This window comes from Streptomyces sp. NPDC087787, assembly GCF_044743035.1.
In the GTDB taxonomy this organism is placed as follows: domain Bacteria; phylum Actinomycetota; class Actinomycetes; order Streptomycetales; family Streptomycetaceae; genus Streptomyces.
This window is the reverse complement of sequence record NZ_JBIUVQ010000007.1, coordinates 77,338-94,326: the sequence shown is the minus strand read 5'-3', so window position 1 is coordinate 94,326 and position 16,989 is coordinate 77,338. Positions and strand designations below refer to the sequence as shown.

The following is a 16,989-nucleotide window of genomic DNA, read 5'->3' as shown; positions in this document are numbered from 1 at the left end:
ACGGCCGCCGTCAGAATGCCTGACCATGGGACATCTGGAAGCCGCGCACCTGGAGTACGTCCTCCCCGACGGGAGGACGCTGCTCGGCGACGTGTCCTTCCGGGTGGGAGAGGGGGCCGCCGTGGCCCTCGTCGGACCCAACGGCGCCGGCAAGACCACCCTGCTGCGCATGGTCTCCGGCGAGCTGAAACCGCACGGCGGCACCGTGACCGTCAGCGGCGGCCTCGGCGTGATGCGGCAGTTCGTGGGATCGGTGCGGGACGAGACGACCGTGCGCGAGCTGCTCGTGTCGGTCGCGCCGCCGCGGGTGAGGCAGACCGCGCGGGCCGTCGACGAGGCCGAGCACGCCATCATGACCGCCGACGACGAGGCCGCCCAGCTCCAGTACGCACAGGCGCTCGCCGACTGGGCGGAGGCGCGCGGCTACGAGGCCGAGACGCTGTGGGACATGTGCACCACGGCCGCGCTCGGCGTGCCCTACGACAAGGCGCAGTGGCGGCAGGTGAGCACCCTGTCCGGCGGCGAGCAGAAGCGGCTGGTGCTGGAGGCGCTGCTGCGCGGCACCGACGAGGTACTGCTGCTCGACGAGCCGGACAACTACCTCGACGTGCCGGGCAAGCGCTGGCTGGAGGAGCGGCTGAAGGAGACCCGCAAGACGGTCCTGTTCGTCTCGCACGACCGTGAACTGCTCGCCCGCGCCGCCGACCGGATCGTCTCCCTCGAACCCGGCCCGGCCGGCGCGGACGCCTGGGTGCACGGCGGCGGCTTCGCCACCTACCACGAGGCCCGCCGCGAGCGCTTCGCCCGCTTCGAGGAGCTGCGCAGGCGCTGGGACGAGAAGCACGCACAGCTGAAGAAGCTGGTGCTGAACCTGCGGCAGGCCGCCACCGTCAGCCATGAAATGGCCTCCCGCTACCAGGCCGCCCAGACCCGGCTGCGCAAGTTCGAGGAGGCCGGGCCGCCGCCGGAGCCGCCGCGCGAGCAGGACATCCGGATGCGCCTGAAGGGCGGCCGCACCGGCGTCCGTGCCGTCACCTGCCAGGGCCTGGAGCTGACCGGCCTGATGCACCCCTTCGACCTGGAGGTCTTCTACGGCGAACGCGTCGCGGTGCTCGGCTCCAACGGCTCCGGCAAGTCGCACTTCCTGCGGTTGCTCGCGGGCGAGGACGTGGCGCACACCGGCGCGTGGAAGCTCGGCGCGCGCGTGGTCCCCGGGCACTTCGCCCAGACCCACGCACACCCCGAGCTGATGGGCCGCACCCTGCTGGACATCCTGTGGAAGGAGCACTCCCAGGACCGCGGGGCCGCCATGTCCCGGCTGCGCCGCTACGAACTGACCGGCCAGGCCGAGCAGACCTTCGACCGGCTTTCCGGCGGACAGCAGGCCCGGTTCCAGATCCTGCTCCTCGAGCTGGCGGGCGCCACCGCGCTGCTCCTGGACGAGCCGACCGACAACCTCGACCTGGATTCCGCCGAGGCCCTCCAGGAAGGCCTGGAGGCCTTCGAGGGGACGGTCATCGCGGTCACCCACGACCGCTGGTTCGCCCGCTCCTTCGACCGGTTCCTGGTCTTCGGCAGCGACGGCCGGGTCCGCGAGACCCCGGAGCCGGTGTGGGACGAACGGCGGGTGCGGCGGGCGCGGTGACACCCCGCCCCAGCCGCCGGAGCGCTCACTTCCAGCGCAGGACCGCGCCGAGGCCGCCCGACGGGACGTCCTCGCCGACGGGGACCGCCGGGTCCAGCGACAGGGCCGTCGCGTCCTGGCAGACCGCCGAACGCAGCAGGGCGTCGTCGGCCCGGGCCGGCCAGGCGTCCCGCTCGCCGAGCGCCCTCAGCTCCGTACGCCGCACGGCGAGCTGGTCGGCGTCCTCGCCGATCCACACCTCGCGGTGGGCGTCGGCGCCGTCCGGGCGGATCAGCAGTTCCTCCAGACGGTGCTCGCGGGCCGCCTCGACCAGCGCGGACACCCCCTCGGCGGCCGCCGACCGGCCCTCGTCGTCCGGTGTGCGCGCCGCCCGGAAGCGGTCCAGCCCGGACTCCACACGCCGGCGCACGTGCTCGGCGCGGATCCGCTCCACGTCCTCGTCCAGCAGCCGGCTGCCGGTGCCGTGGGCGGCCTCGGCCACCCGGTCGTGCAGCCGCTTCGGCAGCCGCTCGCGCACCTCGCGCCGCTCCCGGTCCTCCCCGACCAGGATCAGCAGGTCAGCGTCCGCCTCCTCCTGGCAGACGCTGAGCGCGTCGGCGATCTCCGCCGCGTTGTGCTCCCAGGTGTTCTCGACCTTCAGCTGGAAGTGCCGCTCCGACCAGTCGGCGCTCCCCGTCAGGTGGATGGGCCACTCCTGCCCCACCACCGCCCCCGCGTCCTGCCGGCCCAGCGAGCTGCGCAGCTCGAAGTCCGCGCCCCTGCGGTCCACGTAGGCGACGATCGCGACCGGATCCTCGCCCGCCAGGTCGAGGAGCGGCGCCACGCGCGGCAGCGGCGCCCACTCCGCCCGGCTGCCGCCCTGCGGCGGACGGGCCAGCAGCGGGTCGAGCACCACCGTGCCGGCCCGCGCGAACAGCACTCGCCCGTGCGGGTCGGGGGCGTGGCGCAGCTCCCGCACGGCCGCCTCCACCGCACGGCAGGTGGCCTCGTCCGCGCCCTGCCGGGCCAGCTCGCGCCCCAGCGCCCTGGCCGTCAGCTCCAGCTGGTGCGCCGTGTCCTCCGCGTGCCGCGAGGTGTCGACGTACACGGAGGCCCAGGGGCCCGGCTGTTCGTACAGTGGATGCAGGAAGGCGAGATTCATGGCTCCCTCCCGGAGACCGTTCGGTGGTGCCGCACGCCGGGCGGGTACCCGGAGCGCAGTCACGAACACGACGAACGGGGCACCACCATGACCGGAGTCGACCCGGGACGGCTGGACGACCAGCAGCTGATGAAGGAGCTGGAGACGATCCACCGCACGCGCCACGACACGCTGCTGTACGGCTCCAACGACGCGCTGCGCGCCCACAACGAGCGCATGGCGCAGCTCGAGGGCGAGTACCTGCGCCGCAATCCGCGCCGCCCGGTCGCCTCCGGCCGCACCCGCGAGGGGGCCCGGGAACGCGGGTGCGGGGAGTCGGCGACTCCCCGCACCTGAAGAACGTCCCGGACGCCTCCGGGTTCGGCCCGCCTTCTACCCGCTTTCTAGTGCCGCGGCGGGCAACGTTTGCCCATGAAGGAGCGGCGTCCGGTGCGTGCTCTCGGCGTGCCGGCCGGAAGTCCTCGTACTGGACGTACTTGGGCTTTCGGCCGGTGCGGCGAGTGGGGGTCCCCCTGCTCGAAGAGCTCGGGGGAGCGTGCCGGGCGTCGCGACGGGGCGAACGTTGCCTGTCGGGGCACTAGGCGGCGAGGACGTCGAGGAACGTCTCGCAGAACGCCTTCAGATCGTCCGGCTTGCGGCTGGTGATCAGCTTGTTCGGGCCGTGGTCGCAGACCTTCACCTGCTCGTCGACCCAGACGCCGCCCGCGTTGCGGATGTCCGTGCGCAGACTCGGCCACGAGGTCAGCACCCGGCCCCGTACGACGTCCGCCTCGACCAGCGTCCACGGCGCGTGGCAGATCGCGGCCACCGGGCGTCCCTGCTCGAAGAACGCGCCCACGAAGGCCACCGCCTTCTCGTCCATCCGCAGGAAGTCCGGGTTGGCCACGCCGCCCGGCAGGACCAGCGCGTCGAAGGAGTCCGGGGAGGCCTCGTCGACGACCGCGTCCACGGGGAACGTGTCGGCCTTGTCCAGGTGGTCGAAGGCCTGGATCCGCCCGGACTTCGTCGAGACGAGCACGGGCTCGTGACCGGCGTCCTTCACCGCCTTCCAGGGTTCGGTGAGCTCGACCTGTTCCACGCCCTCGGGCGCGGTCAGAAATGCGATGCGCATGATGCTTCAACGTCCTTTCACCGCCCCGGGGACGGGCGTTGCCGTCCTCGGGGCGCTCTTCTCTGTTCGCCTCGGCCGCCGCACGGAGTCGGCCGTACCGCGTGCGTCCGGTCCGTACCGCGTCCGTCCGGTCCGCACCGCGTGCGATCCGGCCGCCAAGCTGGGCGCCGGCCCGTCGCGCGGGGCGTCGGCCCGTCCAACCGGGTGCCGTCCGGTCGTGGCGGGGACCGTCGTGGTCGGCCGGTGCGGCCGTGACATGCGGGGCCCGTCGTGGCGCCCGCCGGCTCGGGCCCGGTGGGCGGGCCCGAGCGCGTCGGCCTGGGCGCACAGGCCCGGGCAGGGCGGCCTGAGCCCGGACGGCCTAGGCGCGGTCCTCCCGTGCGGGCCGCTCGTTGTGCGTCAGCTCCCGGGCCAGCTCCTGCACATTGGCGTAGCGCGCCTTGTTCGGCAGCCGCTGGAGCGCCTCGATCAGCGCGTCGGGCGCGTTCTTGCGCCGCAACGCGCGGGCCAGTTCGCCCGGACCCGCGGGAAAGGCGCTGCGGCCCAGGATCCTGGCCAGCTCCAGGCGCACGGTCTCAAGCGACGCCCGGGAGCCGCCCGGCGCCACCGGTCCGCCCCACACCTCCGGGTCGTCCTCGGCGGTCGGCTCCGGGTCGTGCCACTCCTCGCTCCGCGTGGGATGTCCGGACCTGAGCAGCCCCTGCAGCTCGTGTTTCATCTCGTCGTCACGGTGGACACTCAGCCGGTCACTGCCTCGCTGCATGTCTCCCTCCAGATCGTCGGGGGTGGCCACCGCGTACCCGTGCGCGGCGGGCCGACACCGGTTTTCCGGGACGGAATGACGGCCGGGTGCCGCCGGTGCGCCGGCCGTCGCGCAGGGCCGTCCGGGTGGGGTGCGGGGGCGCCGTGTTTGGGCGCCCGGGACCGGGGGCAGGCGCGGACCCAGTGCTTCGGACCGTAGGCACGCCCGTGGGAGCGGCGCAACGCGCCCCACGGCGCGGCCGTCCGGTTCACGCGCCCGCGCTCCCACGGTGACCGTCCACCCGAGAGGACTGCGAGGGAGCTGCGACTCACCATGGCAACGCGAGCGAGCGCCAGGCATCACCCCCACGACGACGCACCCGACACCGCGGAGGCCTTCCGCCTGCTCGCCACGCTTCCGCCGGGGCAGCGGCGGAACGAACTGCGCGACGAGATAGTGGAAGCCTGGCTGCCGATGGCCGAACGGCTGGCCGGCCGGTTCCGCAGCCGCGGCGAGAGCTCCGAGGATCTGCGCCAGGTCGCCGCGCTCGGCCTGGTCAAGGCGGTCGACCGCTACGACCCCGAGCGCGGGAACGCCTTCGAGAGCTACGCCGTGCCCACCATCACCGGTGAGATCAAACGGCACTTCCGCGACCACATGTGGACCGTGCACGTCCCGCGCCGGGTACAGGAACTGCGCAACCGGGTCCGCTTCGCCTCCCAGGACCTGTCCCGGACGATCTCCGGCCGCGGCCCCACCCTCGCCGAGATCGCCGAGCACGCCCACCTCAGCGAGGAGGAGGTGCGGGACGGCCTCGAGGCGCTGGAGAGCTTCACCACCCTCTCGCTCGACGCGGAGCTGTCCGGCAGCGAGGACGGGTACTCCCTGGGCGACTGCCTGGGCTCCTCCGACCCCGCCCTGGACACCGTGGTGGACCGCGAGTCCGTCAAGCACCGGCTGGCGGCGCTGCCCGAACGGGAGCGGGCCATCCTCTACATGCGGTTCTTCGGCGACATGACGCAGAGCCGGATCGCCGAGCAGCTCGGCATCTCGCAGATGCACGTGTCCCGCCTGATCAGCCGGTGCTGCGACCGGCTGCGGGAGCAGGTGATGCAGGAGGGTGCGTAGCCGCGGCCCGTCGTCCGGGGCGGGGCAGCGGCACCGGGCGGCCGACGGCCGCGCCGTGGCCGCGCCCGCGCCCGCGCCGGCGTCACCCGATAGGCCGTTGGTGTCAGGCTAATGGGGCTCGGCCGCGCGCGACCCGCGGCCCCAGCGGCTGTGATGGCAGCGAGGGCACGAATCCGTGCCGTCAGCCGCCGCCGGTCCGAGGAGCCCCGCTCATGCGCCGTACCGTCCCCCGCGCCCTGCCCGTCGCCGTCCTGGCCGGAGTCATCGCGGGCGGCGCCACCTCGGCCGCCCTGGCGGCCCCGGCGGTACAGCCCCACCCGCCGGCCGAGGGTGCCGTCGCCACCGCGGCGTGCGCCCCGGCAGGCGCCGCCACCCCACGTGCCACGGCGGAGACCTGCGCACCGGCTCCCGCGTCCGGCACGAGCAGATACGGTGCGATGCCCGTGCCCCCGTCCACGACGGCTCCGCGTGCCCCGGGCGCGGGTTCGTCCGGGAGCGCGGTCCGTGACGCGGGCACGGCGGTGCCGGTGGACGTGGACGCGTCGCAGGATCCCGTCCCGCAGGACGTGTTGGCCCATGACCCTTCCCGTCTCCAGGCCGCGCGGACTCCGCCGCGTGATCCGGGGGAGGGCCGGTCCGCGCAGACTTGGCCCCGTGACCAGGCCCCCGGGCTGTCCGCGCAGACTCCTCCCCGTGACCCGGCCCCTGGGCTGTCCGCGCAGACTCCGCTCCGTGACCAGGCCCCCGGGCTGTCCGCGCAGGGCTCTCCCCGTGAGCCCGGCCCCGGCCCGGCCTCGCGCGACACCGCTCGTGACGTCCCGTCCTACGACCCGTCCCGGGCCCAGGCCGCGCCCGATCTCAACGGCGGTGCTTCCTTTGAACCCTCCCGCCCGCAGGAGTCACGGGACCCCGCCCGGGGGCCGTCCGCCGCCGACGCGGACCGGGACCCGGCCCAGCACGGCGTACAGGCCGGTTCGGGTGGGTCGTTCACCGCGTCCCTGCCCGCGCTGATCGGTGGCGGCGCGCTGATCCTCGCGGCGCTCGGCGGGGCGGTTCACCGGGCGTGGCGGCGCGCGAAGCCCGGCGGCTGACCTGACGGGCGGACGCCGTGCGGGGGCCTTCCCGGCCGGGCCGGTGGCCTTGGGACCGCGTCACCCGGGGTACACGGAGGCCCGAAGGCACGGCCCGCGCCGGGCGACCAAGCGGCGGCACCACACGGCATCAGGGACTTCGCGGAGGTACCCATGCGGCGGACGGAACCGGAAGGACACGGCCCCGTCCGCTACGGACCGTCCGCCCTCCCCGACGACGGACTGCCCGTCCTGCCGGAGGTGTCCGCCGCGCTCGCCGGGGCCGCGTACCGGACCCGGCGCAGACCGATCGGCGGCGGCCCGGAACTGCTGGACGCCGCCTGCGGCTACTGGCTGCGGCGCGGACTGCCCACCTCGCCCGGCCGGGTCGCGGCCGCACCCGGCGCCCCCGCACTGCTGCTCGCGCTGACCGCCGCACTCGGCGGCGACGTCCTGGTGCCCCGGCCCTGCGCGGCCTGGTGGGCGCCGTACGCACGCCTGCTGGGCAGCCCCGCCTTCCACGTGGCCACCCCTGCCGAGTGCGGCGGCGTTCCCGATCCGTACGCCCTGCTGGAGACCGTCCGCAGAGTCCGCGCCGAGGGCGGCGACCCCCGGCTGCTCGTCCTGTCCGTCGCCGACGACCCCACCGCCACCGTGGCACCGCCGGAGGTGCTGCACGAGACCGTCGAGGCCGCCACCGCCGAGGGACTGCACCTGGTCAGCGACGAGACCTGGCGGGACACCGTGCACGCGCCGCACGAGACGGTGCTGCTCAGCCCCGCCGAGATGCTGCCCGACCAGGTCACCGTCGTCACCGATCTGGCCGGCGCGTTCCTGCCCGCCGGCTGGCCCGCCGCGATCGCCCGCTTCCCCGCCGGAGCCACCGGCGAGGCACTGCACGCGCGCGTGCTCGACATCCTCACCGCGCTGGACGCCCGTATCGCCGAACCGGTCGCCGCCGCGGCCGCCTACGTCCTCGCCGAACCCGGTCCCGTCACCGCGCGCCGGACGGCCGCGGTAGGCCTGCACGCGCGCGTGGCGCGGGCCGTCCACGCAGCCGTGGTCGCCGCCGGCGCACTCGCCCGGCCGCCGCAGTCCGGCCGCCACCTGTACGCCGACCTCGGCCCGCTACGCGCCGCTCTCGACGCCCACGCGGTGGGCGACGCACAGGAGTTGGAGGACTTCCTCACCGCCCGCCTGCGACTGCCCGTGCCCGGCGGCCACCGCTTCGGCGACGACCTCGGCGCGCTGCGCGTACGGCTGTCCACCACGGAACTCCTCGGCCGCACCGACGAGGAACGCGCGGAATGCCTGCTGTCCCCCACGCCGTTGGAACTGCCATACCCGCAACGCGCGTTGCTCTCCCTGAATTCGGTACTCGACGATCTCCGTGACGACGCTCAGCGATGGGAGCCTCCTCGATGACGCAGCAGTCCGAGTCGACCACGTCCACGAGCACCACCCCGCAGGAGACCGGCGATCCGGCGGTCTCGTCCCTCCTGACCTCTCCGTCCGCCCCGGTCCCGCCGCTGGCCGAACCCCGGCCGCTGGGGGAGCGGCGGGTCTGGCCGCGTACCTTCCACGACCGCCTCACCGCCCCGCTGCCCGGGCTGAAGGCCTTCGCCCGGTTCGCCCGCGAGGGCGCCCTGCGGCCGGACAAGGAGGCCCTCGCCGACATTCCGCTGCTGCCGTACCGGCCCGCCGGACTGCCCCGCGTGGACACCCGTACCGTCGCCGTCAGCTGGGCGGGGCACGCCAGCTGGGTGGTCCGGATCGGCGGGCTGACCGTGCTGACCGACCCGGTGTGGTCCCGCCGCATCATCGGCACCCCGGCCCGGGTCACGCCCGTCGGTGTCGCCTGGGAGGCGCTGCCGCCCGTCGACGCGGTCGTCATCAGCCACAACCACTACGACCACCTGGACGCGCCCACCCTGCGCCGACTCCCGCGCGACACCCCGGTGTTCGTGCCGGCCGGACTCGGCCGCTGGTTCCAGCGGCGCCGGTTCACCCGCGTCACCGAGCTGGACTGGTGGGAGGCGGCCGAACTGTCCGGTGTCCGCTTCGACTTCGTCCCCGCCCATCACTGGTCCAAGCGCACGCTCACCGACACCTGCCGCAGCCTGTGGGGCGGCTGGGTGCTCACCGACCCGGACGGGCAGCGCGTGTACTTCGCCGGGGACACGGGCTACGGCCACTGGTTCTCCCGCATCGGCCGCCGCTACCCCGGCATCGACCTCGCCCTGCTTCCCATCGGCGCCTACGACCCCCGCTGGTGGCTCAGCGACGTCCACTGCGACCCGGAGGAAGCCGTCCGGGCCGCACAGGACCTCGGCGCCCGGCACATGGCCCCCATGCACTGGGGCACCTTCGTCCTCTCCGCCGAACCCCTCCTGGAGCCTCTGACCCGGGTCCGCAGAGCCTGGCAGGAGGCCGGCCTCCCCCGAGAGCGCCTGTGGGACCTCCCGGTGGGCGCCTCCCGCGTCCTGAAGCGAACCTGAGCCGGCGCCGCGCCGGACGGTCGGGGACCGTCCGGCGGCCCTGCCCCGCGTTCACTGCGAGCGCTGGGCCGGGATCAGGCGGCGCAGGCGGCGCCAGGCGGAGGGGGCCGTGCCCAGCAGGACGGTCAGTCCGATCGCGGTGGCCACGCCCTCCCAGGGCTCCTTGAACAGTGAGCCGCCGAGGATGCCGATCAGCTGGTACGTGACCGCCCAGGCCAGGCAGGCGGGAAGGTTGCCGCGGGAGAAGCGGCGCAGCGGCCACTTCGCCAGCAGACAGGCCAGCATCACCGGTATGCGGCCCGCCGGGACCAGGCGGGACAGGACGAGCACCGCGACGCCGTGCTCGTTCAGCTTCCGCTGCGCCTGCGCGAGCCGGTCCTCCGGGGCGCGCGTGCGGATCGCCTCCAGCCACCGCGACCCGTTCCGCGACCCCAGCCCGCGCCGCCCCAGCCAGTACAGGGCCGCGTCCCCGAGGAACGCGGCCAGCGACGCCGTCACGAACACCAGCGCCAGCGAGAACGGCGCCGTCTGGTGCAGCGCTACCACCGCCGCCGAACTGACCAGCGCGCCCGTCGGCACCACCGGCACCAGCGCCCCGATCAGCACCAGCAGGAACAGCGAGGGATACCCCAGTGCCTGCTGGGTGGACTCCGGTGGCACCACCGAGGTCACGGCGGCGGCGATCCGTATCACCGGGCGCCCTCCAGGCGCACACTCTCGCCGTGCCCGAGCCGGTGCACCGCGACCCCCGGCGCACGCTCGGCGGCCAGGCGCACGAACTCATCACCCGGCGCATGGAACTCATGGGGGCGCACGGCATCCATCCCGATCGGCCAGTACGTGCCGTAGTGCACCGGCACCGCGCTCCCCGGCGCCAGCCGGGCCAGTGCCTGCGCCGCCCGCCCTGCGTCCAGATGCCCCGCCCCGAGGTACGGTCCCCAGCCGCCCACCGGCAGCAGCGCCGCGTCGACCGGCCCGACCTCCTCGGCCATCGTCTCGAACAGGCCGGTGTCCCCGGCGAAGTACGTCCGCGCCTCGCCCTCGACGACGTAGCCGAGCGCGGGCGAGCGGTGCCGTCCGACCGGCAGCCGCCGCCCGTCGTGCCGGGCCGGCACCACCCGTACGACGAGGCCGCCGACCTCGACCCGGTCACCCGGCGTGACCTCGGTGATCCGCAGACGGGCGAGCCGCCGCAGTCCCGCGACCGCCCCGAGTGCGCCCCGGGGCACCAGTAGGCGCGTGCCCGGCTCCAGCCGGGCCAGCGAGGGCACGTGCAGATGGTCGGCGTGCAGGTGGGAGACCAGGGCCACGTCCGCGTGCCAGGCGGCGGGCGGCGGTGGCGCGCCGCGGCGGCGCCGCAGGTGCGCGAGCCGGCGGGCGAACAGAGGATCGGTCAGCACGCGCACGTCCGAGTCCTCGACCGTGCAGGTGGCATGACCCCACCAGGTGATCTCCACCGGCACTCCTTTGCCCCCTTCGTGCGACTCCCCCTGAGCCTACGGGCAGGAGTAGGGTCGGCGGCGGAAACCCGGAGGTGAGGGGGGACGCCATGGGAGAAGTGCGGGATGCCCCCGGCGGGGACGCCCCGGCGGTCGTCCGCGTCACGGCGATCGCGAGCCTGACACCCCTGGAGGAGCTGCACGACGAGCCCTTCCTGGTGGACTCCCGCAGCCAGCACGCGATGTGCGCCCGCTGGGCCGCCGAACACGGCTACGTGGTCGCGCGGGAACTGATTGTCCGGGGGCTGCGCGCCGACCACAGTGCCCTGTGGGAGGGAGTGCGCCCCGGCATGGACCTGTTCGTCGCGCCCAGCCGGCGGGTGCTGGAACGGGCGCTGTCCTCCGTCGAGGAGTTCACCGACGAGTGCGCGCGGCGCGGAGTCCGGGTGGAGACGGTGGGCCAGGCCGAGCCCTCGTACGACGCCCAGATGAAGGCCTGCGTGCACCGCCGCCTCTCCATGCCGACCGCCGGCTACGACGGCCGCTGACACCTGACTCGCTGACCCCCTGGCTCACCCCTCCGCCCTCACCGCTTTGTGGGTGTTACCGCAGGTCACGGTGGTTTGTGCGGGGGTATGACAAGCTGGGACGCGTCCGTGCGGAGGCACCGGGCGGGGCGGAAGCGGAGGATGTGCCAGGCATGGGTGGCGGGCGGCGGTGGCGGCGGGCCGCCGGTCAGGTCGGGCGCAGTGTCACGGTGTGGGCCGTCTCCACGGTCACCCTGCTGGTACTCGCCGGGATCCTGCCGGACTTCCGGTTGCAGTCGCCCGACGGCGACAGCGCCACCACGATCGCCGTGACCGCCGCACTCGGCGCGGGAGCCTTCGGTGTGCTGTCGGCCGTGGTGTGGCCGCTGCTCGTCCGGCTGCTGCTGCTCGTGCCCGCCCTGGTCCTCGGGCTGCTGGTGTTCTTCCTCAACGGCTCCCTGCTCCTGCTCGCCCTGCGCGTCACCCCCTCCGGCCAGGCGGAGTCCGCCCCCGAGACCGCCGTCATCGTGGCGGCGGCGATGTCCGCGGTCGCCTCGGCCACCGGCGCCGCCCTCGCCGTGCGCGACGACGACGCCTACCGGCGCCGGCTCCACCGGCTCGCCGACCGCCGCCGCGGACGGCTGCGGCCCTGCTCGCCGACCCCCGGCACCGTCGTCGTCCAGCTCGACGGCGTCGGCCACGACGTGCTGCGGAACGCGGTCGACGAGGGCCTGATGCCGACCGTGGCCCGCTGGCTCGGCGCCGGCGAGGGGGAACCAGGGCCCACCCACCGGCTCACCCCCTGGCGCACCGACTGGTCCAGCCAGACCGGCGCCAGCCAGCTCGGCATCCTGCACGGGTCCAACCACGACGTCCCTGCCTTCCGCTGGTACGAGAAGGACACCGGCGAGGTGATGGTCTGCAACCGCCCCAGCAGCGCCGTCGAACTCCAGCGCCGCGCCGTACGGCGCACCGGCGACGGCGGACTGCTCACCGCCGACGGGGCCAGCCGCGGCAACCTCTTCGGCGGCGGCGCCGGCGAACTCGCCCTCGTCCTGTCGGTGGCGGTCCGCCGCGACCGCGGCAGCCGCTCCCGCGCGGGCTACTTCGCCTACTTCTCCGACCCCGCCAACGCCGTCCGCACCTTCCTGTCCTTCGTCGCCGAGACCGGCCGCGAGATCGGCCAGTCCCTGCGCGCCCGGCTCCGCGAGGAGCGCCCGCGTGTCTCCCGCGGCGGCCTGTACCCGCTGGTCCGCGCCTTCGCGACGGTCGTCGAGCGGGACGTCGTCGTGGCCGCGGTGATGGGCGACCTGCTCGCCGGGCGCACCGCCGTCTACGCCGACCTGGTGGCGTACGACGAGGTGGCCCACCACTCCGGGCCGCACAGCCGGGACGCGGCGCAGGTGCTGCGGCGCCTGGACCGTTCGCTGGCGCTGATCGAGAAGGTCGCCGAGCACGCCCCGCGCCCGTACCGGTTCGTCCTCCTGTCCGACCACGGCCAGAGCCCCGGCGAGACCTTCCGCTCCCGCTACGGCCTGACCCTGGGCGACCTGGTCCGGGCCGGCTGTGGACTGCCTGTGCCGCGCCGGGCTGACAGGACACGCAGTGGCGCCGAGGCCCGGGCCGCCGTACGGGCCGCGCTGGGCCGCCCGGTCGAGGAGAGCGGCGAGGACCGGCGGCCCTCCCGCCGCCCCGAGCCCGTCGTGCTGGCCTCCGGGAACCTGGGCCTGGTCTCCTTCCCGGGCGTGCCGCACCGCATGAGCCAGGAGGAGATCGACGCCCGCCACCCCGCGCTGCTGTCCACGCTCGCCGACCACCCTGGCGTCGGCTTCCTGCTCGTGCGCAGCGAGGAGCACGGCGGTGTCGTCCTCGGCCCGCGCGGCGTACGAATACCGCTGGCCGAGCTGGACACCGACCCCGGTCCGCTGGCCGTCTTCGGCCCCGGCGCGGCCGACGCGGTACGCCGCACCCACTCCTTCCCGCACACCGCCGACATCATGGTCAACTCCAGCCACGACCCGGCCGACGGGGAGGTGCTCGCCTTCGAGGAGCAGATCGGCTCCCACGGCGGCCTCGGCGGCGCGCAGGGCCGCCCGTTCCTGCTGTCGCCGCTCGACTGCTCCCCGCCGGTCGCGGAGGGCGAGGAACTCGTCGGCGCCGAGCACGTCCACCGCGTGCTGCGGCGCTGGCTGCGCGAGGCCGCCGGAACCGGGGCACCGCTCACCGCCGAACCGGAGGAGCGCGCCGCCTGACCCCGGGATCCGCCCGGCCCCGGAGGAGGCGACCTCAGGGGCCGTTCGAGCCCGGCCGCCCGAGCCCGGCCGCCCGGGACTCCGGCCCGTTCGGTCAGTGGTTCAGCGGTGCGGCCAGAAGCCCGACCGGACCCGGCCGAAGTCGCTCATCACCATGACCGCGGGCGCCATGCCGCCGCCCGGCCCGTGCGGCTGGTCGCTGAACGACACCACCCTGTCCAGCGAGCCGGTCAGGGTGATCAGCTTCTGCAGGGTGACCTGGTCGTCGCGGAACTCCCGCGCCGGCAGCCGGCTGTGCGCGGCCCGCAGCACGCGGATGTGCTCCCGCAGCCGCTTCGTGGCCGTGTCCCGGTCGCGGTCGTACAGGTCGTCCAGCGCGTGGAAGGTGACCTCGCTGGTCCACAGGCCCACCGCGTGCACGGTCACGGTCTCCTCGGCGAGAGTGAGGCCCGCGGCCAGGTCGAGTTCGTGCCGGTGCCCCTCGCGGGCGACGGTGTCGACGTACTGCACGGCCCCGGTGCCCAGCGGACGTGGTTCACCGCCCGGTGGCACGGTCAGTTCGAGGACGATCCAGTACGTCTCCCCGAACGCGAGGTCGGGCGCGAAGATCCGGATGCCGGTCTCCTCGGTGACGAGGTCCGGGAGGGCCTCGGTGCCGTAGTCCCGCCGGGCACGCTCGGCCGCCTGGGCCGCCTCGCGCAGCACCGCGGCCCGCGCCCGCGGGTCGGTGACCAGGTCATGCCCGTACAGGTGCCGGATCTCCACGTCCGGGGCGATGTCGAGGCGCAGCTGGATGTCGATGGCGGCCAGATGGTCGCGCCGCTCCAGGTCGGCGAGCAGGTCCGTGCCCACCTGCTCGGGCCGTGTGACGAACGTCGAGTGACCGCCGGCCAGCCCGGCCAGCGCCGCCAGCTCGGGCATCCGGGCGTCGGAGCCGAAGCCGAAGCACGACACGGTCAGGTCGCCGCGGAGCTTGGCCGCGGTGTTCGTGCGGATCCTGACCCAGTCCAGTTCGCCGGAGGTCGGATCGCCGTCGGAGAACAGGTACAGGCAGTTGACCGTGCGTCCGTCGAGGGCGTTCCGGCCGATCTCGTCGATGCCGTACTGCACACCGAGGTCGAGGTCCGTGCCGCCGCCGGCTCTCAGGCGGGCCACCACCTCGGCGAACCGCTCGCGCGGCAGCTCCCGCTTGGCGGTGGCGGGCAGCACCGTGCGGACGTGGTGGTCGAAGGTGATCACGCCCAGGAAGTCCGCGGGCCGCAGCCGGTCGTAGAGGAGCTGGAGGGCCTCCTTGACGCAGTCGAGCTTCTCGCCGTGCATCGAGCCGCTGGTGTCCACGACGAGGACGAAGTTCACGGGCAGGGGCTCGGCGGGGGCGTCACCGGGGTGCGCCTCGTCGGCCTTGAGCGTGATCTCCAGGAAGTGGGTCGTCGCCTCGTCGGCCCTGAACTCGCCCTGCGCGGCCGCGAGCCCGTGGCTGACACCGACGGCCCGGCCGGGCGGCGGACCGGGCACCTGATCGGTGCGGGCGGCCACGAAGTCGTCGAACCGGATCTGCTCCTGCCCGATGATCACGCCCTGCTCGATGAGGTCCCGCACGCCGAGGGGCGAACGGGTGCCGAAGGCGCTGTTGCGGCGGATGAAGAGTCCGTCGTGGGGGAGGGGCCGCCCGGTGCGGCGGAACAGGGGCGGGTGGGGGTCATGGCTGATGGCGCGCCGCTGCGCGGGGGCAGCGCAGTCGCTTTCGTTGCCTCCGGACAGCGGTGACCCGACCGGCCCGGGGGACCCCGTCGCAGGAGGAGGTGTGCCGCGCGGCGGGTACGACCGGCCCGCCGGGGTGGAGAAGCGTTCCTCGTCAAGGTCCGGAGACGGACCACCCAGCCGGGTGACCCGGATGTCGGCGGACTGCTCCTGGGACGCCCTCAACGATCGCCGCTGGAGGAACCCGTCAACGTGCGGGGCGAACGCCGACCGGATCTCCCGGCCCGCTCGCAGCCATCCCCACAGCAGGGCGTCCGGGCTGTCCGGGGCGGGTGCCGTGATCCCGGGGTGCACGACCGCCGTCCGCGACAGGGGCCGGTACGCGGCCCGCCGCAGCTCCGCCGCCCAGTCCTCGACGTCCTCCCCGAGCACCGGTCCGGCCGGGAGGCCGATACGGGCCGCGAAGTCCCGGCACAGCGGCGCGCGCTCGGCGCGCAACGCCCGTCCGGACTCGGCCGGGGCGCCCTCCCGAGGCAGTTCCACCACCAGCAGCGCCAGCCGCACCTCGTCGTCCGGGCCCAGGGGCCCCGGCGACGAGGTGCCCTCCACGGCGGAGGCCTCCCGCGGGCGCGGGCCCGCGGCCACCGGCTCGCACAGCCGCAGTCCGGCTCCGCAGCGCAGGAGGTCCCACAGCGCGCCGCCCGGCGTGGGGCGCGGGCGGCCCGGGAGCCGGGCGCCCGGGTGGATCAGGAGCAGCGCGTCCGGATGCCGGGCGAGCAGCGCGTCGGCCTCTTCGGCCGTGCGGGCCACCGTGGTCACCGGACTCAGCCCCGCCCCGGCCGCCGAGAGCAGTGCCTCCCGCAGGAGAGCCTTCGGCCCGCCGTCCGCGCCCCCGCCCGCGTCGGTGACCGGCGCAAGGAGGACGACCGCCTTCCGCTCCTCCCTGGACCCGCTCCGCTCACTCCGCATGGACATCCTCCGCAGTACGGGTGGGGAGCGGGCACCGCGCCTCGAGTTCCGTGCGCGTGCGCACCCCACCGCCGAACATTCCCTCGGCCCGCAACCGGCGCAGCCAGGCGTCGAGTTCGCCGCTCAGGCCGGTGGTCTCGACCGACAGCCGAGCGGCTCGATCACGCCGCTCGGAGTCGCCCGCCAGCAGGAGCAGCTCTATCTTCAGCGCGATGCTGTACGGGTCACGGGCGTCCAGCCTCAGCGCCTCCTCCACATAGCCGTACGCCACGTCGAGGTTGGACCTGACCAGCGCGATCCTGGCCTTCCAGTACCAGAACCCGGACGACTCGCGGTCCGGCCGGGACGCCTCGAGGGCGCGTTCCGCCTGGTCGGGCTCCCCGCTCTCGACGTGCCGGCGCACCGCGGCGAGCCTGCGCTCCGCGCCACCGGCCCTCGTGCGGGCCGGGCCGGTGACCACGCGCACCGCGATGAACAGCACGGCCAGCAGGAACAGCAGCAGCATGCCCACAAGGACGAGGAACTGCCGCACGCCCCTGCTTTCGGCGAGGGTGGCGAAGATCCCGAGGATCGCCACGACGAAGGCCAGCACGACCACGGCCCCGAACAGGGCGGTCGCCTGCGCCGACGTGAGCGTCCTGAACATCCGCCTGCGGATGATGTCGCGCACGAGGTCCCGGTAGAGCAGGTAGAGGACACCGAGAGCGACCCCACCAAATCCCGCGATTCCCCCGAGGACTTGGAAGAGTTCGACCATGGCACGGAC

Annotated in this window: 15 protein-coding genes; 8 read left to right on the top strand and 7 right to left on the bottom strand. The window is 74.7% G+C overall.

From position 1 onward, the window contains the following. Positions 1-25 precede the first annotated feature (25 nt). Positions 26-1,645, top strand: a complete 1,620-nt coding sequence (locus tag ACIOWN_RS13355) for an ABC-F family ATP-binding cassette domain-containing protein (protein WP_401982227.1) — start codon at positions 26-28, stop codon at positions 1,643-1,645. 25 nt (positions 1,646-1,670) lie between these two features. Here the strand turns inward: ACIOWN_RS13355 and ACIOWN_RS13350 are convergent, their stop codons facing one another. Further along, positions 1,671-2,786 (bottom strand): Vms1/Ankzf1 family peptidyl-tRNA hydrolase, encoded by a 1,116-nt coding sequence (locus ACIOWN_RS13350; protein ID WP_362353654.1) that lies wholly within the window; start codon positions 2,784-2,786, stop codon positions 1,671-1,673. An 87-nt stretch (positions 2,787-2,873) separates the two neighbouring features. Here ACIOWN_RS13350 and ACIOWN_RS13345 point away from each other — a divergent pair, with 87 nt between their 5' ends. Continuing rightward, positions 2,874-3,122 (top strand): DUF6158 family protein, encoded by a 249-nt coding sequence (locus ACIOWN_RS13345; RefSeq protein ID WP_100566769.1) that lies wholly within the window; start codon positions 2,874-2,876, stop codon positions 3,120-3,122. A gap of 241 nt (positions 3,123-3,363) precedes the next feature. On the opposite strand, the gene ACIOWN_RS13340 is transcribed toward ACIOWN_RS13345, so the two are convergent. Together ACIOWN_RS13340 and ACIOWN_RS13335 are read right to left on the bottom strand one after the other, a co-directional pair. Beyond that, positions 3,364-3,897, bottom strand: a complete 534-nt coding sequence (locus tag ACIOWN_RS13340) for a type 1 glutamine amidotransferase domain-containing protein (protein ID WP_362353656.1) — start codon at positions 3,895-3,897, stop codon at positions 3,364-3,366. A 361-nt stretch (positions 3,898-4,258) separates the two neighbouring features. Beyond that, positions 4,259-4,660: a DUF2795 domain-containing protein gene (locus tag ACIOWN_RS13335; protein WP_362353658.1), complete on the bottom strand. Its 402-nt coding sequence runs from the start codon at positions 4,658-4,660 to the stop codon at positions 4,259-4,261. Positions 4,661-4,972: 312 nt separating this feature from the next. On the opposite strand from ACIOWN_RS13335, the gene ACIOWN_RS13330 reads away from it, so the two are divergent. The 4 genes from ACIOWN_RS13330 (at position 4,973) to ACIOWN_RS13315 (ending at position 9,335) form a co-directional block, all read left to right on the top strand. Beyond that, on the top strand, positions 4,973-5,767 hold the full coding sequence (locus tag ACIOWN_RS13330) for an RNA polymerase sigma factor SigF (protein WP_362353660.1): 795 nt from the start codon (positions 4,973-4,975) through the stop codon (positions 5,765-5,767). A gap of 212 nt (positions 5,768-5,979) precedes the next feature. Further along, the gene (locus ACIOWN_RS13325) at positions 5,980-6,858 is read left to right on the top strand and encodes a hypothetical protein (RefSeq protein ID WP_362353662.1); all 879 of its coding nucleotides are present in this window, start codon (positions 5,980-5,982) and stop codon (positions 6,856-6,858) included. Between the two features lie 153 nt (positions 6,859-7,011). Further along, positions 7,012-8,262 (top strand): aminotransferase class I/II-fold pyridoxal phosphate-dependent enzyme, encoded by a 1,251-nt coding sequence (locus ACIOWN_RS13320; RefSeq protein ID WP_362353664.1) that lies wholly within the window; start codon positions 7,012-7,014, stop codon positions 8,260-8,262. Then, positions 8,259-9,335, top strand: coding sequence for an MBL fold metallo-hydrolase (locus tag ACIOWN_RS13315; RefSeq protein ID WP_401982221.1), 1,077 nt, complete (start codon positions 8,259-8,261; stop codon positions 9,333-9,335). Before ACIOWN_RS13320 ends, ACIOWN_RS13315 begins: the two co-directional genes overlap by 4 nt. Before the next feature lie 51 nt (positions 9,336-9,386). Here the strand turns inward: ACIOWN_RS13315 and ACIOWN_RS13310 are convergent, their stop codons facing one another. Together ACIOWN_RS13310 and ACIOWN_RS13305 are read right to left on the bottom strand one after the other, a co-directional pair. Next, positions 9,387-10,028, bottom strand: a complete 642-nt coding sequence (locus ACIOWN_RS13310; protein WP_362353668.1) for a VTT domain-containing protein — start codon at positions 10,026-10,028, stop codon at positions 9,387-9,389. Then, on the bottom strand, positions 10,025-10,798 hold the full coding sequence (locus tag ACIOWN_RS13305; protein WP_401982218.1) for an MBL fold metallo-hydrolase: 774 nt from the start codon (positions 10,796-10,798) through the stop codon (positions 10,025-10,027). The genes ACIOWN_RS13310 and ACIOWN_RS13305 overlap by 4 nt, the downstream gene beginning before the upstream one ends. An 86-nt stretch (positions 10,799-10,884) precedes the next feature. Here ACIOWN_RS13305 and ACIOWN_RS13300 point away from each other — a divergent pair, with 86 nt between their 5' ends. Together ACIOWN_RS13300 and ACIOWN_RS13295 are read left to right on the top strand one after the other, a co-directional pair. Continuing rightward, positions 10,885-11,322 carry a hypothetical protein gene (locus ACIOWN_RS13300; RefSeq protein ID WP_362353672.1) on the top strand — a complete coding sequence of 146 codons (438 nt, stop codon included), beginning with the start codon at positions 10,885-10,887 and terminating at the stop codon, positions 11,320-11,322. A gap of 152 nt (positions 11,323-11,474) precedes the next feature. Beyond that, positions 11,475-13,553: a phage holin family protein gene (locus ACIOWN_RS13295; RefSeq protein WP_401982216.1), complete on the top strand. Its 2,079-nt coding sequence runs from the start codon at positions 11,475-11,477 to the stop codon at positions 13,551-13,553. A gap of 102 nt (positions 13,554-13,655) precedes the next feature. On the opposite strand, the gene ACIOWN_RS13290 is transcribed toward ACIOWN_RS13295, so the two are convergent. Together ACIOWN_RS13290 and ACIOWN_RS13285 are read right to left on the bottom strand one after the other, a co-directional pair. Further along, on the bottom strand, positions 13,656-16,223 hold the full coding sequence (locus tag ACIOWN_RS13290; protein ID WP_401982213.1) for a VWA domain-containing protein: 2,568 nt from the start codon (positions 16,221-16,223) through the stop codon (positions 13,656-13,658). After that, positions 16,213-16,980, bottom strand: coding sequence for a tetratricopeptide repeat protein (locus ACIOWN_RS13285; RefSeq protein ID WP_401982211.1), 768 nt, complete (start codon positions 16,978-16,980; stop codon positions 16,213-16,215). The genes ACIOWN_RS13290 and ACIOWN_RS13285 overlap by 11 nt, the downstream gene beginning before the upstream one ends. Between the last annotated feature and the right edge of the window lie 9 nt (positions 16,981-16,989).

Coding starts and splice junctions, on each gene's coding strand:
- ACIOWN_RS13350 (WP_362353654.1), bottom strand. CDS start 2,786: ATGAATCTCGCCTTCCTGCATCCACTGTACGAACAGCCGGGCCCCTGG.
- ACIOWN_RS13315 (WP_401982221.1), top strand. CDS start 8,259: ATGACGCAGCAGTCCGAGTCGACCACGTCCACGAGCACCACCCCGCAG.
- ACIOWN_RS13290 (WP_401982213.1), bottom strand. CDS start 16,223: ATGCGGAGTGAGCGGAGCGGGTCCAGGGAGGAGCGGAAGGCGGTCGTC.
- ACIOWN_RS13355 (WP_401982227.1), top strand. CDS start 26: ATGGGACATCTGGAAGCCGCGCACCTGGAGTACGTCCTCCCCGACGGG.
- ACIOWN_RS13345 (WP_100566769.1), top strand. CDS start 2,874: ATGACCGGAGTCGACCCGGGACGGCTGGACGACCAGCAGCTGATGAAG.
- ACIOWN_RS13300 (WP_362353672.1), top strand. CDS start 10,885: ATGGGAGAAGTGCGGGATGCCCCCGGCGGGGACGCCCCGGCGGTCGTC.
- ACIOWN_RS13320 (WP_362353664.1), top strand. CDS start 7,012: ATGCGGCGGACGGAACCGGAAGGACACGGCCCCGTCCGCTACGGACCG.
- ACIOWN_RS13335 (WP_362353658.1), bottom strand. CDS start 4,660: ATGCAGCGAGGCAGTGACCGGCTGAGTGTCCACCGTGACGACGAGATG.
- ACIOWN_RS13285 (WP_401982211.1), bottom strand. CDS start 16,980: ATGGTCGAACTCTTCCAAGTCCTCGGGGGAATCGCGGGATTTGGTGGG.
- ACIOWN_RS13325 (WP_362353662.1), top strand. CDS start 5,980: ATGCGCCGTACCGTCCCCCGCGCCCTGCCCGTCGCCGTCCTGGCCGGA.
- ACIOWN_RS13330 (WP_362353660.1), top strand. CDS start 4,973: ATGGCAACGCGAGCGAGCGCCAGGCATCACCCCCACGACGACGCACCC.
- ACIOWN_RS13295 (WP_401982216.1), top strand. CDS start 11,475: ATGGGTGGCGGGCGGCGGTGGCGGCGGGCCGCCGGTCAGGTCGGGCGC.
- ACIOWN_RS13340 (WP_362353656.1), bottom strand. CDS start 3,897: ATGCGCATCGCATTTCTGACCGCGCCCGAGGGCGTGGAACAGGTCGAG.